This window comes from Streptosporangium nanhuense, assembly GCF_059358815.1.
Window position 1 is genome coordinate 206,581 of the sequence record NZ_JCADBG010000011.1, and the last position, 25,810, is coordinate 232,390.

Consider the following 25,810-nt stretch of genomic DNA (forward strand, 5'->3'; position numbering starts at 1 on the left):
CACTCTCCCGTCTTCTTTGCGTACCGTGACGTGGTTCACCGGCGCGGGCCTGATCACCTCCAGGTCGAAACAGACGACCACCACCGCGACAGGAGAGGACGTATCCGCCGGGCCCAGGGAGGCCGTGGAGTGCGGTCCTTGCCTCGGACTCTGACCCGGACGCGTCCCGGATCGTCGCGCCCGTCACCGGAGACGTCCAAGCCCGTGAGGTACCGCTCCTTTTGGGTGAGGTAGTAGCCGACATCTTCGGCGATCCACGGGTCGTAGCTCTTCAACTGGTCGGCGATCCGGTCGACATGCTCTCGTGCGTCCCGCACGGCAGGGTCGGCGGCGCAACCGGTGAGGGTCAGCAGCGAGGCGAGGACGACTCCAACCCCAACGGCACCTTCCATGCAGACGTTCGTCGACGCGGTGGTCTCGCTCCACAACACCGCGCAGATCGACGTGCTCACCCGGGTCGGCGTCCTCACGCATCAGCGGTTGCGCGAGATGCCGAGGGCGACACGGGCGCCGATTGACCCCGGGCGGCCGTGCTCAGAGCGCGGTGCCACCCGAAGCGTCGATGACCTGGCCGGTCACCCAGCGCCCCTCGTCGGAGGCGAGGAAGGCGATGATGCTTGCCACGTCCTCCGACTCGCCGAGCCGGCCGAGGGCGACGCGGGCCACCTGTTGCGCCGCGAGTTCCTCGTTGTCCCGCAGGTATTGGCTGTTCCTGGTCATGACGATGCCGGGTGACACCGAGTTGACGGTGATCCCGCGCGGGCCGAGGTCCAACGCCAGATCAAGGGTGAACGTGTTCAGCGCCGCTTTGCTGACGCCGTAGGCAAGCAGTTCCGGGCTGGCGACGGTGGCCGCGAGGCTGGAGATGTTGATGATCCGGCCGCCGTCGCGCAGTCGTGGCAACGCGAGCTTCGTGATGAAGAACGGCGCCTTCACATTCACCGCGATCACCTGGTCGAACTCCTCCTCGGAGAGGTCGGCCAGCCGGGCGAAGCTGCCCTTGGCGGCGTTGTGGACGAGGATGTCGAGCTTCCCGTCGGGCACGTACTCCTTGCCGGCCTCGTCGAAGGCGTCCCAGAAGCGAGCCGCGTCACCGTGAGTGCCCAGCTCCGTGTGCACGGCGAAGGCGCGCCCGCCGTCCTTGCGGATGCGCTCCACCGTGTCGCGGGCCGCCGGCTCGTCGTGGCCGTAGCCGAGCCCGACGATCGCCCCGTCGCGGGCGAACCGTTCGACGGTCGCCCGGCCGATGCCATGACTGCCGCCGGTGACGAGGGCGACTTTGTCCTGCAGTGCTCCTGACATGACTGCTCCTTTGTTGAATGATCGCTCAAGAGAAAAGATACACCCTTCTTGAGCGATCGACCAAAAAGTCGCCGGGCCGCTCTTGAGTGATCGCTCTAGAATGGGGACATGGACACACCGGAAGCGCGGCGAGGCCGGCCGCCTACCTTCGACCGGGCGGCGGCGCTGGCCGCCGCCACGCGCCTGTTCTGGGAGAACGGGTACGAGGCAACCTCGATCAACGACCTGACCCGGGAGATGAACATCCGGCCCGGCAGCCTCTACGCGGCGTTCGGGGACAAGAGGTCTCTGTTCAACGAAGTCATCGAGGCCTACGGCCGCTCCCCGGCCGGAGAGTTCATCTGGGCCGCCATGGCGAGGGAGCCCACGGCCTTCGATGCTTTCCGCCGCATCCTGCTCGATGCGGCGGCGATGTACACCGACCCCGGGACACCGGCCGGAAACCTGCTTTGCAGCGCGGCCGCAGCCGACGTCGATGTCGCCGTTTACATGCGTGACCTGCGCAACGCCAACGTCGGCACCTTCGAGAAGCGCTTGACGGCCGCCCGGCGAGAGGGAGAAATACCGGCGACGGCCGACCCCCGGAAGCTGGCCGCGTACTTCACCGCCGTCATGCACGGCATGTCCCAGCGTGCACGGGACGGTGCCACGGCGGCGGAACTCACCGACACCGCGGATCTGGCCATGGCCGCCTGGCCGGTGCCCTGACCGACGCCCACTCGCCGAACCGGTACGCTGCGGAGTCGCGGACCTCGAGGCGCGACCGCGAGTCGCCCCCCACGCCCGCTGTCGCGCCCGGCCAGCGGGCGATGCCCTCGCGGGGCAGGGGTTCGGGGGGCAGCCCCCGAGACCACAGGCGGCCCGGCGCTCGGCGGACTGGCAGGCTCGGTCGTCGACGTGGTCGGAGCGAAACCACACCCGCAGTGTGACAGCCCCCTAGACAGGTCGCGGGATCACCGGACCGGTCATCGGGTGAAGAACTCCGCCAGGACAGCCGCGAACACCGACGGATCGGCGACGTGCGACTGCCCCTCGATGATGCGACGCTCGGCGTTGGGCACGGCCGCGGTGATGGCATCCGCCGCGGCGTCGAAAAAACCGGGTTGCAGACCCTCCATGTGCTGGTCGGCGACGCCCCCCGTCGCCACAAGGGCGGGTTGCGTGACACGAGCCAGCCGGGTGATCGGCGGGAGTCCGTCACCGAGGCAGGCCGCGTCGTAAGCGAGGGTGGGAGCCAGGACTCTCAGACCGGGCCCGAACGGCGAGTCACGTGCGGCGGCCACACTCTCGTCGGACGAACCTGCCAGCCGCATGAACAGCGCGACCGCGTCCCAATGCCGACCCGCGGCCAGTGCGACCGTCAACTGGCCGACGTAGGTCGACCAGTGCTCGGCCATCGACGCGTCGCTCATGTACGGCACCTCGTACACCACGATCCTGTCGATCGCCAAGCCGGCGGCTGCGGCTTCCAGCGCCAGCGCGCCCCCGGAGGAGGCGCCGAACACGTGCGCCGAACCACCGGCGGCGCCGATCAGCGCCTGGATGTCGTCGATCTCGCGCGCCACGGCGTAGGGAGCGGTGTCGCCGCTGCCGCCGCGACCTCGGCGTGCGTAGTTGTACACGGTGAAGTGTCGTGCCAGCTCCGCGGCGATCGCCGCGTTCTCCGAGCCGTCGTCGAGGCCGCCGCCGACGAGGATGACCGCCGGCCCTGTTCCGCTGCGGTCGTAAGCGATCATCGTGCCGTCGTTCGATCTCACCTGTGCCATCGAGCCTCCTGTCTCAGTACTGACCAATCGCTCCTACTTTAGGAGTCATCACTGCGAAAGAACAAGCACTCTTGTAGGATGGCCTGATGCGTGGCTATGACGATCCATGCGGCATCGCCCGGGCGCTGGGCCTCATCGGGGAGCGCTGGGCACTGCTGGTGGTACGCGAACTACTCCTCGGTCCGAAACGGTTCAGCGACCTGCGCCGCGGACTGCCGGGTATCAGCGAAAACGTTCTGTCACAACGCCTGCGCGAGTTGGAACACGCGAACCTCGTGCGCAGGCGCAGGTTCGCACCGAGCAGCACCTCGGCCTACGAACTGACCGACCGCGGTCGTGAACTTGAGCCTGTGCTGACGGCACTGCGCCGATGGGGCGAGCATGCCCCCCTCAGCGACACCACCGGTCCGGATCTCGGCGTCGACGCCCTGATCCTCGCCTTGACGGACAGGTTCACCGGCAACGACGCGACCCCCCACGACGCGGTCGTCCATCTGCGCCTCGGCGATGACCACTTCCGGCTGACGATCAGGAACGGGCAGCTTTTGGCCAAACGCGCCGAGGTCGACGACGCCGACGCCACCATCACCACAACCACCACGATTCTGCAGTCACTCGTGTTCGCCGAACGCACAGTCGCCGACGCCGAACGGTCGGGCGGCATGACCATCACCGGTGACCGCGACACTGCCGAGCACCTGCTGCGTTCTTCCCGGCACAGCAGGAGAAGCACGTCCGGCACCAAGCACGACGGAGCCGTCACGTGATCCGGCAAGGCCCCCAAGGTGACTCCACAGCTACAGGGGGAAGGCCGAGCAGGCCGTAATCGAACAGCGGCCCAGGACGGGGATCGCGAGGTCTGACACGTACACCTCCATATCTGAGGATGCCGTCCGCGCGCCTCCCTCGGAGCGCGTCCAGCCCGCCGCGCGCGGACGGCACGATCAGGGGGCGCGGCCCGAACCGCGCGGGGAGGTGATGATCGACTCCACACTCGTGAACAGCGTGTCGATGCTGTCGGCGCACGAGTCCAGGTGCGCCTTGCTGTACGAGGCCGGCGCCAGGGTGAGGTTGTTGCCGGGGCCGGTCACCGCGGACCCGGTGGATCACCGTCGCGGCCATCGCACGACGGCCGGGACTGCCCCGGTTCCTTCTGGTGAACAGCTGGACGCACAAGGGCCGGCCGCCGGCCCAAGGTGACGGCTTCGGCGATCACTTGCAGCACCTCCTCCCGCCGCCCCTGAGCCGACCGGTAGGTTGCTCAAACCGCCGGCGAGGTCGGGCATCCCGGCGCCGGGTCCTGACCGGGTTCCCGAACGGCCGTTCGCGCGCCGTTTGACACGACCGTCAACAGCACCTGCGCCGGGCCCCTGACAGGGCACGGACGCCGCCTGCGCTCTGTCACGAAGGAAGGCGGAGCGGGCCGGCGCGTACACGGGACGGCACCTGGGACTTCGGCGAGATGAGCCTGCCCCTCACGCGGTAACGCCCCATCGGCATCCCGTGGGCCTTCCGGCGCGATCATCGGCATCTTTTGTGTGGGCTTCGGCATAAGTTCCGCTCCGCCACACAACGGGATCGGAGCGGCTGGGGGCCGTGTTCGGCCTCCGCGAGTCCTCGGCCCCCCACTCTCGGTAAGCGCGCCAGGTGGCGGGCGCGGGACGAGCCGATGGCCGGCACAGGCGGTGACGGGCCGCCGGGAGGTGGCGGCGGGACGGCGGCGCGTGGCCGAGTCGGTGCGGGTACGGGCGGATTCACCATGCGGATTCACCATGCGGATCGCCGGCAGGGGCGTTGACCAGGGGTTATGGGGCGGGGGACGCGAACATGGGGGACGCGGGAAAGTTCGATCTTGAGGTCACCGTAACAGTCACATCCACCTTTGGCCAGATATGAGCAGAAGTTCTGACTCTTCGAGTGATACTTCTTGACATTTCGCCGAAAATGACGCGTACTTCGATCGAAAGTCGATCCCACTACCCCCAAAGCCACACCGATCACGACGCGGCCGCTCCAGGCCTAGAGCTTCGTCGCGCGCGAAAACGGTGTCCCGAGCACCCGCAAGTCACCCTCACGCAAGCGTCACCGATTGGGGAACCATGACCGAGGTAGGCAGAGGCATGGCGAGAAGCCTGCTCTCCCGGCGTGCCTTCACCACGTCCGCGGCGGCTGCCGCGTTGGCACCATTGGTCACAGCGAGCCAGACCGAGGCGTCGGCCCAGGCCGGTACGGCCGGCACGACCATGGGCGCGGTCCGCCGCATCACCCTGTACGCCGAGCGGCTGGAGGACGGCCGACTGGGCTACGGCCTGGAGCCCGGCAAGGCCACGATTCCCGGGCCGCTCATCGAGATGGTCGAGGGCGACACGCTCGAGATCGAGATGGTCAACAACCTGGACGTGACGGCGAGCCTGCACGTCCACGGGGTGGACTACGACGTGGCCAGCGACGGCACGAGACTGAACGGCAGCGTGGTCGAGCCCGGGGGCCGGCGCACCTACATCTGGCGTACCCACGCGCAGGGCAGGCGCGGGGGCGGCGCCGGCATCGAGCCCGGCAGCGCGGGCTACTGGCACTACCACGACCACGTGGTGGGGACCGATCACGGCACGGGCGGCATCCGGCAGGGGCTGTACGGCCCGCTGGTGGTCCGGCGGAAGAAGGACGTCAGGCCGGACAAGACGTTCACCGTCGTCTTCAACGACATGACGATCAACAATCACCCCGCGCACCACGCGCCGGAGTTCGTCGCCAAGGCCGGCGAGCGGGTGGAGTGGATCGTGATCACCCACGGCGAGTTCTACCACACGTTCCACATCCACGGGCACCGCTGGGCCGACAACCGCACCGGCATGCTGGAGAGCCTCGAGGACCCGAGCCGGATCATCGACACCAAGATCACAGGGCCCGCCGAGTCGTTCGGCTTCCAGTTGGTCGCGGGCGAGCGCGTCGGCCCGGGGGCGTGGATGTACCACTGCCACGTCCAGAGCCACTCCGACATGGGGATGGCCGGCATCTTCACGGTGACGGACGCGGACGGGAACGTGCCGGGTCAACCGGGCGGCGGTCACTCGGGTGGCGGTCACTCGGGCCACTGACGGCCCCCGCACGCCCGGCCCGGCCCCGGTCGCCCCCGGGACCGGATCCGGTCGTCCCATGCCCTACGAGCACGGCCCCACGCGGGCATCGACACCCAGGACCGCGGCCGGCCCCCGAGCTCGTCCGCGAACGGTCCCGAACCCCCCTCGATCCCAAGGAGCAATGATGGGTCGAAAAGGCTATCTACCGTCCCGGCCGCCCGCCTGGCGACGCGCAATGATCACGATGTCGAGCGCCGTCCTGGTGCTCGGACTGGCGGCCCCGACCGCCGTGCCCGCCCAGGCACAGGCCCGGCCACAGGCACAGGCACCCGCCCCGGCCGCCAAGAAGCCCGCCGTCAACGTGCTGGTCTTCAGCGGACAGGCCGCGCAGCAGGACGACCCGGTGCGAGCGGCCGCGACGGCGATCAGGGAACTGAGCAAGAAGAACGGGTTCTCCGTCGAGGAGGCCCAGGACCCGGCGGTCTTCACCGCCGGCAACCTGGCGCGGTTCCGCGGCGTGGTGTTCCTGTCCGCCAACGGCGTGAACCTGGACGAATCCCAGCTCGCCGCCTTCCAGGCGTACATCAGGGGCGGCGGCGGGTTCGTCGGCATCCGCGACGCCGCCCGCGCGCAGGTGGACTCGGCCTGGTTCACCGAACTGATCGGCACCCGCCCCGTCGGCGCCCTCCCCATCGCCGAGAAGGTGACGGAGACCGCGGCGAGCACGGAGAACCCGCCCAACGAGACCAAGGACAAGGTCTTCGACGGCGACAACGACACCAAGTGGCTGGCCCGGACGCCGGCCGGGTGGGTGCAGGGCAAGCTGGAGAAGCCCGCCGCGGTGGCGCACTACTCGCTGACGTCGGCCAACGACTCCGCCGGCCGGGACCCGAAGGACTGGACCCTCCAGGGCTCGCAGAACGGGACGGCCTGGACGGACCTCGACAAGCGCAGCGGGGAGGTCTTCCCCCAGCGGGCCCAGAGCAAGGAGTACAGGTTCGAGAACACCACGGCGTACCAGTACTACCGGCTCAACATCACCGCGAACGGCGGTGAGCCCCTGACCCAGCTCGCCGAGCTGCGGCTGTTCGGGCCCGACTCCGCGCCTCCCCCCGCGCCGAAGGAGCAGAAGGCGGTCGTGGACATCCTCGACCGCCGGCATCCGGCGAACGAGGGACTTCCGCTCACCCTGTCGCGGACCGACAAGTGGCTGAGCTGGAGCCCCAACCCGGTGGGCAAGGTCCACACGGTCGCGCAGGTCGAGGAGTGGACCTACAACCCGAGCATGAACGGCAACGGCCCGTTCCATCCGGTCTCCTGGTGCCGCGACTACGACGGCGGCCGGTCCTTCTACACCGGCATGGGCGGCACCGCGGCGAGCTACACCACCGACAAGCAGTTCCGCACACACCTCGCCGGCGCCATCCGGTGGGCGACCGGCATCGTCCGGGGCGACTGCCAGGCGACCATCGCGGCCAACTACACCACCGAACGGCTGACCACGCCGAACACGCAAGGACAGCTCGACCAGATCGGCGAGCCGCACGGCCTGACCATCGCGCCGAACGGCAAGGTGTTCTACATCGGCAAGGCGGCATGCGCCACCGGCCCGATCCCCGCCTGGACCGACCCGAAGGTGGGCCTCGGCTGCGGCACCATCCACCAGTGGGACCCCAGGACCAAGCAGGTCAAGCTGCTGACCACGCTGCCCGTCATGGGCAACCGCGGCAGCGGCGATGAGCTGGTCAAGAACGAGGAGGGCCTGGTCGGCATCACCCTCGACCCGGACTTCGCGGAGAACGGCTGGATCTACGCGTACTGGATGCCGCACGCGTCGATCGACCGCGACAGGCGCATCGGCAAGCGGACGGTCTCCCGGTTCGACTACGACTCGCGGACCCAGACGATCGACCAGAGCAGCCGCAAGGACCTCCTGCAGTGGGACACCCAGATCCACAGCTGCTGCCACGCGGGCGGAGGCATGACCTTCGACGAGGACGGCAACCTCTACGTCGGCACCGGTGACAGCAACTCCTCCGGCGGATCCGGCGGCTACTCCGGCAACAACTGGACCCAGGACTACAAGGGCACCTCCTTCCAGGACGCCCGCCGCACCTCCGGCAACACCAACGACCTCAACGGCAAGATCCTGCGCATCCACCCGGAGCCCGACGGCACCTACACGATCCCCAAGGGCAACCTGTTCACCGGCGAGGAGGAGGGCGGCGGCAAGACCCGCGCGGAGATCTGGGTGATGGGCGTCCGCAACATCGCCCGGCTGCAGTGGGACGAGAAGAACGACTGGATCACGGCCGGCTGGGTCGGCCCGGACGCCGCCGGCCCGAGCGAGACGTGGGGACCGGCCAAGTACGAGACCGTGACGGTCCTCACCTCCGCCGGCAACCAGGGCTGGCCGTACTGCATGGGAAACAAGCAGCCCTACCGCGACCGCGGCAACGGCAACGCCACCCAGCCCGCCGGGTGGTACGACTGCGACAACCTCAAGAACACCTCGCCGCGCAACACCGGCCTCGTCGACATCCCGCCGGCGCGCGACAACATGATCTGGTACTCGCCGCAGGGCGGCGGCCCGGTCTACCCCGAGCGGCAGGACGGCAGCGGTCTCCCGACGTACAAGCAGGGCGAGGAGACCCTCACCATGCCCTACCTCAAGGGCGGCGGCCAGGCGGTCATGTCGGGCCCGACCTACCACCGCTCCCAGGCCGACACCGGCAGCGGGGTCGCGTGGCCGGAGTACTGGGACGGCAAGTGGTTCATCGGTGACCAGTCCAACGGCAACAACCGCATCGCCGTGACCGTGAACCCGGAGACCGCCCGGGACGCGGGCCGGCCGGCGTTCGCCGAGGACCTGCGGAACATCATCCCGGGCGGCAACGGCGCAGGCCAGCTCCAGTCGTGGATGGACGCGAAGTTCGGTCTCGACGGCGCGCTCTACATGCTCGACTACGGCAGCGGCTTCTTCAGCCTGCAGGCCAACCAGAAGCTGGTCCGCGTCACCTACAAGGGCGGCCCGGCGACGCCGGACCCGGCCGCCGCCGTGGCGCGTCCCGCCCGGCAGAACGCCGAGCCCAGGACGGTGACGTTCGCCGGCGCCAAGGCCGGCGGCGTGGCCTGGGAGTGGGACTTCGGCGACGGCAGCGCGCCGTCGAAGGAGGCCGACCCGACGCACACCTACGCCGCCTTCGGCACCTACACCGCGACGCTGAAGGTCACCTACGCCGACGGCGAGCAGGCCACCGGCAAGATCGCCGTCACGGTCGGCTGCGCCGCGCCCGACGCCCGGCCGACGGTGCAGCTGCTCGATGCCTTCACCGGCGTGCGCAACAAGGCGGCCGGCGGCGGCTGCACGATCAACGACCTGATCGACGACGAGCGCGAATGGAAGAACCGCAACCAGTTCGTCCAGCACCTCGACACCGTCGTGAAGCAGCTCCTCAAGGACGGCGTCGTCACCACCCAGGAGGCGGAGGCGCTGCGCACCGCCGGCGCCAGGTCGGAGGTCGGCAGGGTGAACGGCTACCAGCCCATCTTCGACGGCACGGCGTCGTCGCTGCTGGGCTGGAGCCAGGCCCCGTCCGGGCGGTTCGCCCTCCAGCCGGACGGCACGATCCGCAGCTCCGGCGGCCTGGGCATGCTGTGGTACTCCGACAGGGCGTACGCGGACTTCTCGGTCCGGCTGCAGTTCCGTGACAGCTCGCCCGACCCGCATCGCGCCAACAGCGGCGTCTTCGTCCGGTTCCCGGACCCCAGGACCCCGCTGGAGCAGCGTCCCGCCGGAAGCTGCGGCACGGTCGGCTCGGCGCGCACGTCACCCGCGTGGGTCGCGATCTTCTGTGGCCACGAGATCCAGATCTACGACGGCGACACGGGCGAGCCGCAGAAGACCGGCTCCGTCTACAACTTCTCGCCCAACGCCCTGAACCGGGCCGGGGTGACCCCGAAGGGCCAGTGGAACGACTACGAGGTCCGGGCGGTCGGCCAGCACTACACGATCATCCGCAACGGAACGGTGATCAGCGAGTTCGACAACACGCCGGGCAAGGCGTCCTCCCGCGCCGGTGACCCGCCCACGGACCTGCGCCAGTTCATCAGCGGTTTCCTCGGGCTGCAGAACCACGGCAACAACGACGTGATCGACTTCCGCAACATCCGCGTGCGCGAACTCTAGGACGGTACACCGGCCGGGTGCCGGGCCGGGGAGCGTTCCCCGTGCCCGGCACTCCCCCCAGCTCGGAAAGGTGCATCGACACATGCATGCCGGATCTCTCCCCTCCCTCGTGATCAGAGCCCTGCGGCGGGCGTCCGCGGCGGTGACGGCGCCGCGCCTGGCCGTGGCGCTGCTCGCCGTGGCGCTTCCCGCGCTCTTCCTGTCGTCGGTCCAGGCCGCCGCGCAGCCCCGTGCGCAGCTCACCGCCGCGCAGGCGGCGGACCAGGTGCTCACCTGGACCGCCGACAACAGCATGACCGCCTACAAGTCGGTGCCGGAATCGGCGACGGCGGGTCCCGCCACCATCGTCTTCGAGAACAGCGCGGCCACCGGCAACACCACCGGCATGACGCACACGCTGACGTTCGACACCTCCACCCCCGGCTACAACCACGACGTCAGCCTCAACATCATCGCCAGCCCCTTCGACGCCGCCGGCGGCCGGCACACCGCCCAGGTGAACCTCACCCCCGGCAAGTACCGCTACCACTGCGTGATCCCCGGCCACGGCCAGATGACCGGCGAACTCGTCGTCACCGAAGGCGGGGGCGAGGACACGACCGCACCGCAGGTCTCCGCGCAGGTGGCGGGCGACCAGGACGCGGCCGGCGCCTACGTGGGCGCGGCGACGGTGACGGTCTCGGCGAGCGACACCGAGTCCGGGGTCGACACCGTGGAGTACGCGCTCGACGGCGGGCAGTTCGCGGCCTACTCGGCCCCGGTGTCGGTCAACCAGGTGGGGGCGCACACGGTGACCTTCCGGGCGACCGACAAGGCGGGCAACACCTCATCGGTGGGCTCGGTGGAGTTCACGGTGGTGGCTCCTCAGGAGGAGGACACCACCCCGCCCGCAGTCACCGGGAAGGTGACCGGTGAACAGGACGCGGACGGCGCCTACGTGGGCGCGGCGACGGTGACGGTCACGGCGAGCGACACCGGCGGCTCCGGGGTCGACACCGTGGAGTACTCGCTCGACGGCCAGCCGTTCGCGGCGTACACGCAGCCGCTGCCGGTCGACCAGCCCGGCGCGCACACGGTGACCTTCCGGGCCACCGACAAGGCGGGCAACACCTCGTCCGTGGGCTCGGTGGAGTTCACGGTGGCGGCCTCGCAGGAGGAGGACACCACTCCCCCGCAGGTCTCGGCGCAGCTGTCGGGCGAGCAGGACTCGGCGGGCAACTACGTCGGCGCGGCGACCGTGATGATCTCGGTGAGCGACACCGAGTCGGGGGTCGCCACGGTGGAGTACTCCCTCGACGGCGGGGCCTACACCGAGTACCCGTCCCCCGTGTCGGTCAACAAGGCGGGCGCGCACACCCTGTCGTACCGGGCCACCGACAAGGCCGGGAACACCTCGCCGGTGGCGACGCTGAGGTTCACCGTGGTGGCTCCGGAGGACGACACCACGCTGCCGCAGGTGTCGGCCGCGATCACCGGCACCCAGGACTGGGCCTGGAACTACGTCGGCTCGGCGACGGTGAGGCTGACGGCGAGCGACGTCGGCTCCGGGCTGGACACCGTGGAGTACTCGCTCGACGGCCAGCCGTTCGCGGCGTACACGAAGCCGCTGGCGGTCGACCAGCCCGGCGCGCACACCCTGTCGTACCGGGCCAAAGACAAGGCCGGGAACATGGCGGTGGGCACGGCCAAGTTCATGATCGTGGAAGCCGGCGGCGAGTAGCGCCCACCGCCGGGCAGGGGTGACGGCCGCCCCGGGAGGCGACTTCGTCAGCCGGTGAGCGGCCCCCGTCCTTGGACGGGGGCCGCTCACGCGTCAGGCCGCCCGAAAGGCGGCGGCTCCGGGCATGCGGCGAGATCCCGATCGCCCTCGCCGAGAGCCGTTCGAGTGAGCACGTCGCCGCGCCGGACCTGCTCGGTGTACCTGTGGCGGTGTCACCTCTGGACGAAGACCGCCACGGTGGCCGCCGGGACGGTGAAGGTTCCGGTGGCCTTGTCGTAGGCGGACTGCTTGACGGTCGGGTCGGTGCCGTTCCTCTGGGCGCCGTGAAGGGTGAGACGGATGCCCTTCAGGCCGGTGAGGGTCTGGCTCCGGGTGGCCCGGGTGGCGTTGTAAACGTCGGGAGGTTTCGCTGAACCGTGCTCGCCACGGCCCGGGCAGGTCCTGCCGTTTCCAGTCGTCGGTGTAGGCGGGGGGCCTGACGCCCCGGTGGGTCACGATGATGTCGTAGCCGCGTTCCCGGAATTTCTGGACGCGTAGGGGCATGGTGTCGTCGAACCGCTGGGCGATGGCCTGCGACTCGCAGCCCAGCAGGTAGCCGAGCTGGGCGCCGCCCTGCCCGTAGATCACGCACGGCCCCTCGATCCGGGGCCTGAGCTCGGTGACGGCGGCATTCACGACGTCGCGTTCGGCGCGGGCATCCGACGACATGGCGACGGCGACGGTGCCCTGGAGGATCAGGTGAGCCGCCACACCGGCCAAGACCGGTATGGGGGCCGGCCGCGCGGCGGTCGCGACGGGGAGGGCCAGCAGGGCGTACACCGGAAACAGGAAGCGAGGGGCGGCGTAGTCGACGTAGAAGAAGTACGGCAGCGCCATCGCCACGGCCGTCGCCGTCGCCAGCGCGAGCGGGCGGAACCACGCGGTGTGCCGAGCCGTCCACAGGCCCGCGCCCGTAGCCAGCAGGATCACGATCCACCAGATGAGCAGGGCGGGGGACACGCCGCCGCACTCGACCCCGAAGCGGCACAACGCCGGCCCGTCGAGGGCGCGGGCCTGTGCCTCCAGGGTGCTGGTCAGCCCGGTGTCGTTGTGTTCTCCGGCCGCCCCGAGACGTTCGCCGACCCCGCCGAACCGGACGACCGCCTCGGCCATCCACTGGCCCCAGCCGATCGCCAGCCCCGCGGCCAGCGCCGCCAATTCCCGGAACCACCGCTGCCACAGGGCGTAGGCGGCCAGCGGCACCGCCAGCACCAGCGCGTCGGTCGGCCGCATGAGCGAGACGAGCACCATGGAGGCGCCCAGGCCCAGCGGGGCCCCGGTCAGCAGGAAGCCGGTGGCTGCGACCGCGCCCAGCGCGACGTAGAGGTTGGGCATCGCCTGGTTGCCGTAGAAGAGGGACAACCAGCATCCGGCCAGCAGCAGGGCGGCGAGCGGCACGACCCAGTGGTTCCTGACCCGCAGCCAGACGGCGAAGGCGCCGAAGAGGGCCGCGGAGGAGAGCAGGGTCAGCCAGATCCGCAGCACGACCACCTCGTCGGTGATCGCCACGATCGGCGCGACGAGGAGCGGCACCCCCTGGGCACGCGGGGCGGAGTAGACGGCGGGCGGCGCGTGGGCGGCGTACTGGGAGGCGTAGACGGCCTCGTCCCAGCCAATCCCCAGACCGAGGGTGGGGATGAGGAGCTGGGCGGTGAGGTAGAGCAGCGCGACCCCCGCGAGCAGGACCGCGGGGGTGGTGATGACCTCTCGCCGGACGATGACCATGGCGCCCTCCCGATGCCGCCGGAAAGGCTCCCCTGACCTCCAGCCGATCGGACACACCTGGCCAACAGGAAAACCTTCCTTGAGCCGTGCGCAGCGTGAGACCGGGAAACGACCGAAGCTCACGATGCAGAGCGGCGACGGCCGAACCCCAGCGCACACCACCCTCCTCGATCTCCGGCCATCGCTCCCGCGCCATGCGCGGGCAGTTGCTCACCCCCTCGTGAAGCACCCTTCGCACCAGACCGTGGAGACCATCGCCGGATTCGCCCGCTGCCGCCGGCCGGCATGTCGGCCGAGGTGGCCGCAGCAGCACCGGCCGCCGCCGTCCAGCCGCTGCTGCGGCACTCCAACGCCGACCACCGCGTCGGCGCGTTCAAGTGCGTGCTTGCCCTCAACGAGGGCCACCGCTTTCACCACCTGAAATGGGCAGGTGTCGGCGCCGTGAACCTCGGCCTTTCCACTCTCGTCCGGGACCATCCGCCGGGCACTTCTCCTACGACCCCCGGCGGCGTTTCACCTCCGAACGGCTCGGCACGGCCGCCCGGCCGAATTACCCTCGTACCTATCTGGCCCGGCTCGCCGAACCCTTCCGCGCCTCGGGCGCCTGCCATACCGAACCGGCCGGACCGGCGATTCCCTGCAAAAGGGTGGTGGCCTGACAAAGGGCTCTAATGGTGGCCGTGAGGCCAATGGTGGTGGTGACCGCCGGGCCAGGGATGGTGATGGTGACCGGGCCAGGGGTGATGGTGATGACCGGGCCAGGGATGGTGGTGACCAGGCCAGGGGTGATGGTGGTGACCGGGCCAGGGGTGGTGGTGATGACCGGGCCAGGGGTGGTGGTGATGACCGGGCCAGGGGTGGTGGTGATGACCGGGCCAGGGGTGATGGTGGTGACCAGGAGGAGGATCATTCAGAAGTAGGGACACCGGGGCGGCTTCCCGGGATATCGCGCTTGCCCCGGCAAGCTGAGCCGACATCGTCATGGCGACGATGAAGCTGGAAGCCACCAAAGCGCCGGCGGCGAGAACGTGCTTGAACATGAAAGATCACTCCATGTTTGATGTTTGAGCCCGGCGTGCTTTCTGGGCCCGCGGAGCGCCAATTCGGTTTCCAGAAATATGTGGAATCGACGTTGCATAAGACGCTAGTTCAGGGACATCTGCACGTTCGCCCCAAGTAAGACAAAGCCTTGGTCCGGGGTCATCGTCGAAAAGAAAGCCGGGAGTCACTCAAGAGCAGAGATCACAAGTCCGGCCTCAACGATAAATCCGATTTAAACGCTTATATCTGGGCAAACATTGGCCGAGCGGCTCAACCTCGTATGGCCTCCGTATTTCCCTGTCATTACCGGCACTCCGCGCTCGGGCGGCGACTCGGACGAGTCTCCGGATGGCGTGCTGCTGCTACATGAGCGGAACAACGTGCTGATCAGTCTGGGGTGTCGGCCCCGGAGGCGAACCGGTCGGTCGCGAACACCGCGCCCGGCACCACCACGAACACCCCGATCACCGAAAGTGAGATCATGCCGTTCTTCTTGCGCCCGCTTTTGGCGCTGCTCCCCGGGGCGCATGACTTCGATCTTGTCTCGCCGGGCTTGGGCCCGGGCCGGTGTCTTCGACACGCTCACCCTCCTTCGTCAGGGGATGCCGCCGACGTTGATATGTGTGTGCGTTGAAGACGCGGCCCGACATCGCAGCCCCGGTGGACGCGGAACCGCGATCACAGGCCGGCTGTCAGCGTGATCGGGTGAGTGATGAGCGCTGCGACCTTCTCTGCCTCGACCCTCCCCACGCTGAGGGAGTCCGCGCCCGTCTGGCGGCCGCGCCGAACCCGACCTCGGCGTCCGAGCGCGCCAAGGCCCTGGCCGACCCTTCCCGGCTGCGGGTGGCACTGACCCTGGCCACCGGCGGTGAGATGTGCGTCTGTGACCTGGCCTGGGTATGCGGCTTCGCCCAGAATCTGGTCTCCCACCACCTTCGCGTCCTGCGCAACGCCGATCTGGCCGCCTCCCGCCGCGACGGCAAGTTGGTGATGTATCACCTGACCGCGACCGGCCGCGCCCTGCTGACCGTCCTGATCGGCGCGGAAGACCTCACCGAGGCGATCTGAACACCGGCCTCGTCGACGACGAGGCAGCGGCCCGGGCCCTCGCCCTCGAAGGCCGGCGGCCCCGCATCCGACGCGGGCACCTGGGCCGCGTCCCATCAGGTCCGCGTGTTCACCGGCAGGCGCCCATGGCGGGGCACGCTCCCAGCTGTACGGGGGTGGCTCGATCACAGGGCGGATCAGGAAAGGCACCCCGGGCGAAGGCTTCGGCGGCACGATCTTCGGGGGCGGGGTCGGCGGTCACTTGGTGATGGTGGTGAGCAGGTAGCGGCGTTGCCGGTCGGTCAGGTCACCGATGTGGCGGCTGGCGTCGATCCCGCCCGCCGTCAGGACGTTGGTGATCTCGGCGGGATTGTGGCCGGGCAACAGGGACAGCAGCCATCCGACCCAGGCGTTCTTGACGACGTCGTCGGTGCGGGCCAGCACCTCGCTCAGGGACATCCGCCCGGTACTCACCGCTTCACGCAACTGAGCATGGGTCAGCGGGGTCCGGGAACCTCCGTGACCGTGCCCGTGACCGCAGCCTTTGCGGGTGAAGTAGGTGATCACCAGGAAGCCGGACACGATGGCCAGCCCGACCGCCCACAGGGGTACTCCCGTTTCGCCTGCGTCTCGCCAGGCGTCGGGCAGCAGGTCGACCAGGGCGGTGATCAGCATCATCGCCGAGGCGATCGCCAGCCACACCGTCACCTTCGCGGAGTTACGCCGGGCCAGCCACGCCCCGGCGAGCGTGGACAGCGACACCAGCAGCACCGCGGCCCACGAGCCGGCACCGGGCGAGGCTCCCTCCAGCGCCGGTCCCAGCGCCGAGGTCCCTTCGGACATCACCATGTCTCACCACCTCTTGTCGGGATCGGATCGCGGGAAGGTTCCGAACCGGCCGATAGGCCGTTCAGCGTTCCTCGACGACGGCATCGCCCGCGGGCATGCTCGCCGACGTGTCTCCACCCGGCGGCGATGCCCGTTGTGCCGGTGTCCGTTACGACGGTGTCCGTTACGACGGTGTCCGTTACGACGGTGTCCGTTACGACGGTGTCCGTTACGACGGTGTCCGTTACGACGGTGTCCGTTACGACGGTGTCCGTTACGACGGTGTCCGTTACGACGGTGTCTGTTGTGCCGGTGTCCGTTGCGACGGCGTCTGTTGCGATGCCGGTTGTCTCGGCGTCGGCTGCCGACCGATGGCCATGGGTGAGGGCCGCGATGTCAGCCCCAGCTCGCCGAAATCGGTCAGTTCACCGAGCAGGCTCCGCAACTGGTCGGCCTGCGCTTGCAGGCTGCGCTTCAGCCGGTCGCCGAAGTCGGCGGCGAAAGCGTTGAACTCCTCGGTGCGGCGTTCCAGCTCTTGCCCGCAGGAGGCATGGACCTCTTGGCGCAGGGCGGCGGCACGGTCGCGGGCCTGCGCCACGATCACCTCGGCTTGCTGTTCGGCGGCGGCCAGCATCCGGTCGGCGCTGTCCTGGGCCATCGCCATGATCCGCGTCACGCGCTCGTCCGCCGGTCTGGCCTGCCTGGCGGCGCGCTCGGCGGCGCTCGCCCGGGCGTACAGCTCCGCGTTCTCCTGTACGAGCACGGTGAAGGTGGTTTCGACCTGGCCGAGGAAGGTGTCCACCTCGGCCAGGTCGTAGCCTTCGCGCAGCCGGACCACGGTGAACACCTGGTTGCGTACGGCGGCGGGGCTCAGCCGGCTCACGCCGGCGGAGAGGCCGGGGCCGAGCGGGGAGGTAGGGGTGTGGTCGATCTCGTCAAGGGAGGCGGGTGCGTCCCCGAGCTCGTCGTGCATGGCCTTTCACGTGACCTTTCACCATGGTTTTCGAAGCGTGAGCGGGACCGGCGAGATCGGGAACCGGTGGCGTCCGACCGTCGCGGTCCCGGGCTCCGCGGCGGATGCCTGGCCGTGTGGCACGCACCGAGGCCGGCCTTTCGCACCCGGCCTGGCCGCGGGGTACCGGATGAGTGCGGGCGGCCCCACGACCGGCATGTTTCCCGGGCCCGGGTCAGGTAGTCGGCGCTGCGGTCGGTGAGGATGCGGGTGACGCCGCGGCCTGCCGTGCGCCACGGTTGTCGGGGGTCCAGGCGTGGACGGCCGCGCCCGTGTCACGACAGGCGCGGACCCGGGCGCGGGTCAGCTGGTCGTGGCTCACCGCGACGAAGGCGTACCTCCCGGCCGGCGCGGACCTGGTCACCAGGCCTTCGCGGACCGGGAGGGAATCCGCCACCCGCGGCGCCACCGCGGAGAACGAGGCGAGGTGCGTCCAGTGGAAAGCGGCTGCTCGCGGCCGCTACGTGGTGACCTTGCGCAGGTAGCCGGCCGAAGCCCAGCCGCGCTTGCCGCCTGCCGCCCTCACCTTGACCCAGCCTCGGGTCGCCCCGCAGGCGCCGGCGAGTCGGCCGTCGGCCACCCGCAGCTTGGCGACGGAGCGAAAGCGCAGCCCGGCGCCGGAGCGGACGTTGAGGAAGCTGACGCGCCGCACGTGGGTGACCCGGTAGACGCAGGCCAGTGCCGCGCGGCCGGGAACGCGGGCTGAACCCGCGTTGCGCACCTTGCGCACCTGACGGGCCAGGACCCAGCCGGTGACGCCGCCGGCGGTCGTGACCCGTACCCAGCCGTCGACGCTCTCACAGGCGCCGGCGACCGGCGTCTCGTTCGCCCGCAGGGTGCCGACCGGGCTGAAGATCTGGCCGGCTTGGGAGCGGACGGTCAGCACGGTGTCGGAGTGCACGTCGGCGACCCGGTAGGTACAGGACAGGGCGGGAGTGGGGATCGTCTCGGTGAGGCGCGCGGTCGCGTGGACGGGAGGGGCGGTCCAGATGAGCCCGCCCGCGGCGGCACACGCGGTCAGGGCGGTCAGGGTGACGGTGGTTCGCTTCGCGGTCATCGCGGTGGTTCCCTTCGATCGGCATCTGTTCACCGGCGCGGAGTCGGCGGCCTGGCCAAGCTGAGGGCACTTGACCTGCGATGCTCACGAAGAGTAATTTCCTGATTACTGAACGCTTAAACATGCGAGCAACTGAACATACATCCATTGCGACCCGCATCCCTTACCCCGACGAGGAAAAGAGGTAGGCGCCGTGACCCCCCGAACCACGGTCTGCGCCCATACGGACCTGACCGGCCACTCCTCCACGAAGGCGGCCGCGTGTCCTGACGCCCCCTGCGGTCCGTTTCTCGCCGCCGAACGGGTGCAGAGCATCCGGCGGGCGCTGCCCGCCGAACAGGTGGTGCAGGAACTCGCGCAGGTCTTCGCGCTGCTGGCCGACCCCGGAAGACTGCGGCTGACGGCCGCCCTGCTGCACGCCGGAGAGATGTGCGTACGCGACCTGGCGGCGGTCACCGGCCAGAGCGTGTCGGCCACCTCGTGCGCGCTGCGACTGCTGCGCGCCCACCACGTGGTGCAGGTCCGCCGCGCCGGACGGCTGGCGCACTACCGGCTGGCCGACTCCCACATGCGGATGCTGTTCGCCCAGGCGATCACCCACATCGGGCACGAAACAGGCACCCACCACGGGGAGTGAAGCGATGGCCGAGCACGAACACCCGGGCGGGCACAGCGCCGAACACGAGCACGCGCACGGGCACGGCCACCGGCACGGGCACGGGGTGAGCGCGGAAGCCGATCGCCGCTGTCTGACCGGAGCGCCGGCGCTGATCGTCGGATTCATGGCGGTCGAGGTCGTCGTCGGCCTCATCGCCCGCTCCCTGGCCCTGATCTCCGATGCCGGGCACATGCTCGCCGACGCCGACGCCGACGCCATCGCCATCGGCTTCGCGCTGATCGCCATGCGGATCGCCGCCCGGCCGCCCAAGGGCGGCTTCACCTACGGGCTCGAACGTGCCGAGATCATCTCCGCGCAGATCAACGGCATCACCCTGCGCGCCGCGTCACGAGACAGGGAGGGCCGGGCCACGAACGCATGCCCGGTGAGGATCCTCGGCCGCGTGCGCCGTCAGGCTTTCGCCGCGCCACGCCGGAAAAGCCGGGACGCCACCGTGCGGGGGCATTGGCCACACACTGAGATTTCATGGTTGGAGCAGGTCAGAGCCGCTGCCGGGCGGGCTTCGGCTGATCGACGCGGGGTGATCCGATGAGTGTGTCGAGGCGCGAGATGGTCGCGGGACTGGGTGCGGCGGCCGTCTGCGCTGTTTCGCCACCGCCTCCTCCCTCGCCGACCGCGGCGTCGCCGCGGTCGGCGGAGGCCGGGCCACTGGTCGTTCCGGTCGGCCGAACCCCTGACCAGCTTGCCCGGGACGAGAGATTCTGGACCGCCGTGGCCCGGCAGTACCGGGTCAGCGCGGACTTCGTCAACCTGGAGAACGGCTACTACGGGATCATGCCCGAACCGGTGCGCCAGGCATACCACCGCAACGTGGACCAGCTGAACGAGCTGAACTCCCACCTGCTGCGCACCTCCTACGCCGACCGGGCGAACCAGATCAGAAAGCGCGTCGCGACCGCCCTGGGCGCCTCCCACGAGGAGATCGCCCTGACCCGTGGCGGCACCGAAGCCCTGCAGAACCTGATCGGCGGCTACAACCGGCTGCGGCCGGGCGACGCGGTGATGTACACCGACCTCGACTACCACAGCGCGCGGTACGCGATGAACTGGCTGCGCGACCGGCGCGGGGTGAGCGTCGAGCGGATGGTCATCCCCGAGCCGGTGACCCGCCGGATCGCACTGGACACCTACGCCCGGGCGCTTCGCGACCATCCGCGGGTCAAGCTGCTGCTGCTGAGCCACATGAACAACCGCACCGGACTCGTCCTGCCGGTGGCGGAGATCGTCGCGATGGCCCGCGACCGCGGCGTCGACGTGATCGTCGACGCGGCCCACTCCTGGGGGCAACTCGACTTCACCCTCGATGACCTCGCGGCGGATTTCGGCGTGTTCTCCCTGCACAAGTGGATGGGGGCACCGCTGGGGTCGGGATTTCTCTACATCCGCAGGAATCGCCTCGCCGACATCGACTCCGCTTTCGCCGACGAGACCTACCCCGCACGCGACATCCGCTCGCGGGTGCACTCCGGCACCATGGACGTCGCCTCGATCCTCACCGTGGGCACCGCCCTGGACTTCCACGACGTGCTGGGCGCCGCGGTCAAGCAGGCGCGGTTGCGGTTCCTGCGCGACCGCTGGGTGCACCAGGTGATCGACCTGCCGGACATGGAGATCCTCACCCCCGAGGATCCCGCCATGTACGGGGCCATGACCGCGTTCCGGATCACCGGACGCACCTCGGAGGCCGACAACGTCGCGATCGCCAAGGACCTGATGGACCGGCACCGGATCTTCACGGTGCGCCGCGGCGGCCCGGTGCGCGGCGACTGCGTCCGGGTGACCCCGGCACTGTTCACCTCCCGCGACCAGGTCGACCTGCTCGCCACGGCGGTGCGCGAGCTGGCGCCGCGGATGCGCCGCTGACCGCGGGCCGGCCGAAGCCATGGCACGAGCTGGGAGGATCCGTGCTCGCCGGTTCCCGGCACGTTCGGCGGAACCTTTTCGCGATCATGGACGCCTCAGGTGGCGGGCCCGCCATCGGGCGGGCCCGCTTGCTCGAAGTCTTCCGTCGCGCTCAGGGTCTCATCGGGGTTTTCGGACGGTGCTACGTCGGCGCCTGGGCGCTTGGCGGTGAGGGCGCCAGGCGTCCCGATCGGTCCAGGGCGTTGACGGCGGCGGCGCAGCCGAGGCCGATCAGCGCCAGGGCCAGCCACGGCAGGCTCGGCACGCCGGCCCGCATGCCCAGGTCCAGAGCCCACCCGGTGAGCAGGTTGCCCGCGGCGATGCCGACTCCGGCCAGGGTGCTGTAGAGGCCGTAGTACGTACCCACCGTGTGCCGGCCGCCGAAGGCGGCGATGGTCGCCATCTCGAACGGGTAAATGATCATGGTGGCCAGGCTGAGCAGCACCGCCGCCCCCAGGACCGGAAGCAGCAGGAGAGCGTGGGTGATGCCGCCGACCGGTGTGGTGGCCGCGCTCGCGAAAGGTGCGGCCAGCGCCAGTGGGGTGAAGGCCAGTCCCATCAGCACGAGTCCCCAGGTGATGGCCTGGGGCGGCCGCCGGCGCCGGGCCGCCCACGCTGTCGTTCGTGCCTGGCCGGCGACGGTCATGAGGCCGGGGACCACGAAGATGAGCGTGACGCCGAGGTCGCCGGCCGTCACCCGGCGGATCTCCAGCGGCAGGCTCAGGTAGACCTGGAAGTTCAGCACGTAGGAGCCGATCATGGCCAGGGAGAACAGCAGGAAGGGGCGGTCGGTGAGCGCCTCGCGCCAGTCGAGCAGCACCGCCCGCCTTTCCTGCCGCTCCTTGGCCTGCGCCGGCAGAGCCCGCATCTGGGCGACCGTCAAGGCGGCGAACATCAGTCCCGCGACGAGGCAGACAAGCTTGAACGCCATGCCGTTGAGCACCAGGCCGATGAGAGGCCCGACCAGGATGCCGAGCTGCTGGAAGGCGTTGAACGCGGCGAACGCCTCGACCTTGCGCTCGCCCGCCTCCCGGACCAGGTAGGCCCGTACCGCCGGGTTGAACAGCGCCCCGGCGAACCCGGTCAACGCCGAGGCGACCACCAGGACGAGGAGGGAATCGGCCACCGCCAGCAGCAGGAACGCGACCGTACGCAACCCGCATCCGGCGACGATCATGGGTTTGCAGCCGACTCGATCGGCGAGGGTGCCTCCCACCAGGAACATGCCCTGCTGGCTGAGGTTGCGGATACCCAGGACCAGGCCGACCAGCGCGGCCGGCAGCGCCAGCGTTCCCGACAGGTGACCGGCCAGATAGGGCATCAGCATGTAGAAGCCGGTGTTGATGGTGAGCTGGTTGACCAGCAGCAGTCTCACCGGCCGGTCGAAGGAGCGGGCCAGGGCCAGCGTGCTTTTCATCGCCGCGCCCCTTCGGTAAGGCGTGCCTCTTCGGTAAGGCGTGCCCCCTCGGTAAGGCGTGCCCCTTCGATGCCGCCTCCCGGGAAGGCGGCCGGATCTGCCGGGTCGAGCACGGTCGCGCATCGCGTCCAGCGCGTCAGCTCGCGCTCGGCCGGATGGGTGATCTCGTCGGGGTCGGTCGCCGGCGGTGCGCCGAGCAGGCCGTGTTCGGCGCAGTAGTCGTCGTTGAAGACGGTGTCGAAGTAGCGGTGCGGGCCGTCGGGGAAGATCGCCGCTATCCGGGTGTGGCCGGGCAGCACGCGAGCCAGCCAGGACGCCACCAGGGCCACCGCGCCGACACTCCAGCCGCCGGTGGCGTAGCGCAGCGCGGCCAGCCGCCGGCAGGCCCAGACCGCCTCCGCGGGCGCGACCCAGTGAACCTCCCCGAAGGCCTCGTACGCCACGTTGCGCGGGTGGATGCTGCTGCCCAGGCCGCGCATGAGCCGGGAGCGCGCGGGCTGGCCGAAGATGGTCGAGCCGACCGTGTCGACGCCGACGAGCCGCAGGTCGGGGTAGAAACGCCGGAGTCCGCGATGGACGCCGGCGCTGTGGCCGCCGGTGCCCACGCCGCACACCAGGACGTCGACCCGCCCGAGCTGACCGGCCAGTTCCACGGCCAGTCCCGTGTAGGCGGCGACGTTGTCGGGGTTGTTGTACTGGTCGGGGCAGTAGGCGTCCGGGTGCTCGCCGAGCAGTTCCCGTACGCGCGCCCGTCGGGCCTGCTGCCAGCCGCCCACCGGGTGCGGTTCGGTGACGATGACGACGCGGGCCCCGTAGGCCGTCAGCAGCCGTCGCATCAGCGGTTCCATGCCCGGGTCGGTCACCAGTGTCACCGGGTGGCCGTGGACGATGCCGGCCAGGGCCAGGCCCAGCCCGAAGGTTCCGCTGGTGGATTCCACGATGGGCGCTCCCGGTCGCAGCAGGCCGCGCTCGCGCGCCCGCTCGACGATGTAGAGCGCGGAACGGTCCTTGATCCCGCCGGGGTTTCCGCCCTCGAGCTTCGCCCAGAATCCGTGCCCGCACCCCGAGGCGAGTTCCGGGACCCAGAGCACCGGCGTGTTGCCGACCATGTGCTCGGGAGTGTGGCAGGTGGCTCCGGTGATCAGCCGGCCGAGTGAGGCGGTGTCGATCTGCGATGAATTAAGTGTGTGTGTCATGATCCGTTTCCCATGGTTGCGATGTGGTCGACTCGCTTTTGGGCACGCGGAAGCGACGGCTCACGCCGATCGTGTCGAGGTTGAGTCGTTGCCAGGCGGCCCGGTGGGCCGGCTCTATACGCGGGAAACGGATTTGAGGACGAGGAGCGCGGCTCCTGGCGGCGGGCACGCCGGCCGCGAAGATCGCCGGGCGGGCGGCGGCGAGGGTGCCGACGCCTCCTCGGTGCTCATCGCGTCGCCGGCGGCGGAACCGGTCTGCAGCGAAGGACGCACGTCGGTGATCTGTGCCCCGGCGGCCGCACCGCACAGGCGATGATCATGATCGACGGGAAGGCTCGGGCACGGCGCGTGCTCGCTCGGCACCGCGGCGGGGGGTTCGGCGTTCGAGCCGCCGGCGGAGATCGCCGTCTGCGCGCCGGGCGCGTGGTGATGCGCCGCATGAGCGTGAGTGGCGGCGTACAGGGCCAGATGGAGCAGCACGACGATGCCGAGCACGGTCAGGCACAGCGTGAAGGCGAAGCCTCCGCGCCGCGCGACCCGCCGCATCGACACGATCATGACCACAAACGTACATTACCGTGCGTGACCACTCGACTTCAGGGTGCGATTCGGCGCTCTTGGAATGCCCGGGGCGCGGCAGGCCCGCGGAGCGGCTGCGACGGCCCCGCAGGGGTGGACCTGCGCCGGTTTTCCAAAGTGGTCCTCTCTGGCATGAACGACGTCCGGTACGTTTTCGAGTCTGAGATGACGCGGTGAAAAAGTCATTGATCTTTCAGGCCGGGTTCCCCGTGTTCGCGGGCCTGGCGGCATGGAGTGCGGCCTGCCGGTGTTCGATCGGTGTCATGCCGTAGCCGGCGCGGAACGCGCGGGTGAAGGAGGGGGCGTCGGTGAACCCCCAGCGGCGTGCGATGACGTGTACGGCCTGTGATCGCAGAGCCGGGTCGGCCAGGTCGCGGTGACATTGAGCGAGGCGGCGTTGCCGTATCCAAGCGGCCACCGGCAGATCCTCGTTGTGGAACAGCCGGTTCAGTTGGCGGCGGGAGACGCCGTGTGCTTCCGCGACCATCTGCGGTGTCAGGTGCGGGTCGCCGAGGTTGTCGGTGATGAACGCCCGGATCCGCAGGAGCAACGCGTGGTGGCGTGTCTCGGGGGGCACCGGCGCGTCGCCCGCCACGTGCCCCAGAAGGACGGACAGCAGATCCAGTAGCGCACCGCCGAACCGGGAACTGTCCGCGGTCTCGGCGCGCGCGGGAGGAGCCGCGTGGGTCACCAGGCGAGAGAGGATGTCGCACAGGCCGTCGCTGTCGCCGAGGCGGACACCCAGGAGTGGTTCGATTCTCTTCGGCGAGAGCGGAAGATGCGTTTTCGGGATCGTGACCAGTACTTTTCGAGCCCACAGTGTCGGGCGGATCATGTGGGCACTGAAGGGGCTCGAGGAGTCGAAGAAGACGAGATCTCCCGCGCTCAGCCCCACTTCCCTGTTGGCGTGGGCCAATCCCAGGATTCCTTGTTGCACGAGCGCGAGGAAGTACACGTCGGGGTCGCTGCGGCGGATCAGGGACGGAGATCGCGTAGAGGTCAGGGCCGAGCAGGTGACCGTACTGACCTGCACCGGCCCATACGCTCGCAGTCGCATCGACGCGTGGAAGTCGTCTCGGTGCTCGGACTTGATCGTGGCCGGGATCAGCGCCGTGGCGGCCAGCTCACACCAGCTGGAAAACCGCTCGGATACGGGAAGGGCGCCGCTGTGAAAGACCAGATCTGTCAACGGGAACCTCCTGTGTTCTAGAGGGTCACGGGGAGATGCGGG

Annotated in this window: 22 protein-coding genes; 9 read left to right on the forward strand and 13 right to left on the reverse strand. The window is 69.7% G+C overall.

What is annotated here, in order from left to right; translation table 11 throughout:
* Positions 1-53 precede the first annotated feature (53 nt).
* Both AC5L38_RS22330 and AC5L38_RS22335 read right to left on the reverse strand, forming a co-directional pair.
* Complete coding sequence (locus tag AC5L38_RS22330) at positions 54-452, reverse strand: hypothetical protein (protein WP_495244762.1); 399 nt, start codon at positions 450-452, stop codon at positions 54-56.
* A gap of 82 nt (positions 453-534) precedes the next feature.
* Positions 535-1,302, reverse strand: a complete 768-nt coding sequence (locus AC5L38_RS22335; protein ID WP_495244763.1) for an SDR family NAD(P)-dependent oxidoreductase — start codon at positions 1,300-1,302, stop codon at positions 535-537.
* Positions 1,303-1,410: 108 nt separating this feature from the next.
* On the opposite strand from AC5L38_RS22335, the gene AC5L38_RS22340 reads away from it, so the two are divergent.
* Positions 1,411-2,010: a TetR/AcrR family transcriptional regulator gene (locus AC5L38_RS22340; protein WP_495244764.1), complete on the forward strand. Its 600-nt coding sequence runs from the start codon at positions 1,411-1,413 to the stop codon at positions 2,008-2,010.
* A gap of 257 nt (positions 2,011-2,267) precedes the next feature.
* On the opposite strand, the gene AC5L38_RS22345 is transcribed toward AC5L38_RS22340, so the two are convergent.
* On the reverse strand, positions 2,268-3,068 hold the full coding sequence (locus AC5L38_RS22345; RefSeq protein WP_495244765.1) for an alpha/beta fold hydrolase: 801 nt from the start codon (positions 3,066-3,068) through the stop codon (positions 2,268-2,270).
* 86 nt (positions 3,069-3,154) lie between these two features.
* On the opposite strand from AC5L38_RS22345, the gene AC5L38_RS22350 reads away from it, so the two are divergent.
* Positions 3,155-3,835: a winged helix-turn-helix transcriptional regulator gene (locus AC5L38_RS22350; RefSeq protein ID WP_495244766.1), complete on the forward strand. Its 681-nt coding sequence runs from the start codon at positions 3,155-3,157 to the stop codon at positions 3,833-3,835.
* A gap of 177 nt (positions 3,836-4,012) precedes the next feature.
* Here the strand turns inward: AC5L38_RS22350 and AC5L38_RS22355 are convergent, their stop codons facing one another.
* Positions 4,013-4,159, reverse strand: coding sequence for a hypothetical protein (locus AC5L38_RS22355; protein ID WP_495244767.1), 147 nt, complete (start codon positions 4,157-4,159; stop codon positions 4,013-4,015).
* Positions 4,160-5,188: 1,029 nt separating this feature from the next.
* Between AC5L38_RS22355 and AC5L38_RS22360 the strand changes: the two genes are divergently transcribed.
* From AC5L38_RS22360 to AC5L38_RS22370, 3 genes are all read left to right on the forward strand, one after another.
* A complete protein-coding gene (locus AC5L38_RS22360) occupies positions 5,189-6,166 on the forward strand; it encodes a multicopper oxidase domain-containing protein (protein WP_495244768.1) in 978 nt (325 codons plus the stop codon).
* A 226-nt stretch (positions 6,167-6,392) separates the two neighbouring features.
* Positions 6,393-10,337, forward strand: a complete 3,945-nt coding sequence (locus AC5L38_RS22365; protein WP_495244769.1) for a ThuA domain-containing protein — start codon at positions 6,393-6,395, stop codon at positions 10,335-10,337.
* Positions 10,338-10,419: 82 nt separating this feature from the next.
* Positions 10,420-12,057: a cupredoxin domain-containing protein gene (locus AC5L38_RS22370; RefSeq protein WP_495244770.1), complete on the forward strand. Its 1,638-nt coding sequence runs from the start codon at positions 10,420-10,422 to the stop codon at positions 12,055-12,057.
* Positions 12,058-12,150: 93 nt separating this feature from the next.
* On the opposite strand, the gene AC5L38_RS22375 is transcribed toward AC5L38_RS22370, so the two are convergent.
* The gene (locus AC5L38_RS22375) at positions 12,151-13,821 is read right to left on the reverse strand and encodes a glycosyltransferase family protein (RefSeq protein ID WP_495244771.1); all 1,671 of its coding nucleotides are present in this window, start codon (positions 13,819-13,821) and stop codon (positions 12,151-12,153) included.
* Between the two features lie 562 nt (positions 13,822-14,383).
* On the reverse strand, positions 14,384-14,731 hold the full coding sequence (locus AC5L38_RS22380) for a hypothetical protein (RefSeq protein ID WP_495244772.1): 348 nt from the start codon (positions 14,729-14,731) through the stop codon (positions 14,384-14,386).
* A gap of 836 nt (positions 14,732-15,567) precedes the next feature.
* On the opposite strand from AC5L38_RS22380, the gene AC5L38_RS22385 reads away from it, so the two are divergent.
* A complete protein-coding gene (locus AC5L38_RS22385; protein ID WP_495244773.1) occupies positions 15,568-15,930 on the forward strand; it encodes an ArsR/SmtB family transcription factor in 363 nt (120 codons plus the stop codon).
* A 237-nt stretch (positions 15,931-16,167) separates the two neighbouring features.
* Here the strand turns inward: AC5L38_RS22385 and AC5L38_RS22390 are convergent, their stop codons facing one another.
* From AC5L38_RS22390 to AC5L38_RS22400, 3 genes are all read right to left on the reverse strand, one after another.
* Positions 16,168-16,758: a hypothetical protein gene (locus AC5L38_RS22390; RefSeq protein WP_495244774.1), complete on the reverse strand. Its 591-nt coding sequence runs from the start codon at positions 16,756-16,758 to the stop codon at positions 16,168-16,170.
* A 268-nt stretch (positions 16,759-17,026) separates the two neighbouring features.
* On the reverse strand, positions 17,027-17,710 hold the full coding sequence (locus AC5L38_RS22395) for a DivIVA domain-containing protein (RefSeq protein ID WP_495244775.1): 684 nt from the start codon (positions 17,708-17,710) through the stop codon (positions 17,027-17,029).
* A 499-nt stretch (positions 17,711-18,209) separates the two neighbouring features.
* On the reverse strand, positions 18,210-18,806 hold the full coding sequence (locus AC5L38_RS22400) for an SH3 domain-containing protein (protein ID WP_495244776.1): 597 nt from the start codon (positions 18,804-18,806) through the stop codon (positions 18,210-18,212).
* Between the two features lie 193 nt (positions 18,807-18,999).
* Between AC5L38_RS22400 and AC5L38_RS22405 the strand changes: the two genes are divergently transcribed.
* The 3 genes from AC5L38_RS22405 (at position 19,000) to AC5L38_RS22415 (ending at position 21,348) form a co-directional block, all read left to right on the forward strand.
* A complete protein-coding gene (locus tag AC5L38_RS22405; RefSeq protein WP_495244777.1) occupies positions 19,000-19,443 on the forward strand; it encodes an ArsR/SmtB family transcription factor in 444 nt (147 codons plus the stop codon).
* Positions 19,444-19,447: 4 nt separating this feature from the next.
* The gene (locus AC5L38_RS22410; RefSeq protein WP_495244778.1) at positions 19,448-20,017 is read left to right on the forward strand and encodes a cation efflux transmembrane domain-containing protein; all 570 of its coding nucleotides are present in this window, start codon (positions 19,448-19,450) and stop codon (positions 20,015-20,017) included.
* 179 nt (positions 20,018-20,196) lie between these two features.
* Positions 20,197-21,348, forward strand: a complete 1,152-nt coding sequence (locus tag AC5L38_RS22415; RefSeq protein WP_495244779.1) for an aminotransferase class V-fold PLP-dependent enzyme — start codon at positions 20,197-20,199, stop codon at positions 21,346-21,348.
* A 181-nt stretch (positions 21,349-21,529) separates the two neighbouring features.
* Here AC5L38_RS22415 and AC5L38_RS22420 read toward each other — a convergent pair whose 3' ends face one another.
* The 4 genes from AC5L38_RS22420 to AC5L38_RS22435 form a co-directional block, all read right to left on the reverse strand.
* Positions 21,530-22,804 (reverse strand): MFS transporter, encoded by a 1,275-nt coding sequence (locus AC5L38_RS22420; RefSeq protein ID WP_495244780.1) that lies wholly within the window; start codon positions 22,802-22,804, stop codon positions 21,530-21,532.
* Complete coding sequence (locus AC5L38_RS22425; protein WP_495244781.1) at positions 22,801-24,000, reverse strand: PLP-dependent cysteine synthase family protein; 1,200 nt, start codon at positions 23,998-24,000, stop codon at positions 22,801-22,803. The genes AC5L38_RS22420 and AC5L38_RS22425 overlap by 4 nt, the downstream gene beginning before the upstream one ends.
* A 114-nt stretch (positions 24,001-24,114) precedes the next feature.
* The gene (locus AC5L38_RS22430; RefSeq protein WP_495244782.1) at positions 24,115-24,558 is read right to left on the reverse strand and encodes a hypothetical protein; all 444 of its coding nucleotides are present in this window, start codon (positions 24,556-24,558) and stop codon (positions 24,115-24,117) included.
* Positions 24,559-24,772: 214 nt separating this feature from the next.
* Complete coding sequence (locus tag AC5L38_RS22435; protein WP_495244783.1) at positions 24,773-25,768, reverse strand: helix-turn-helix domain-containing protein; 996 nt, start codon at positions 25,766-25,768, stop codon at positions 24,773-24,775.
* Between the last annotated feature and the right edge of the window lie 42 nt (positions 25,769-25,810).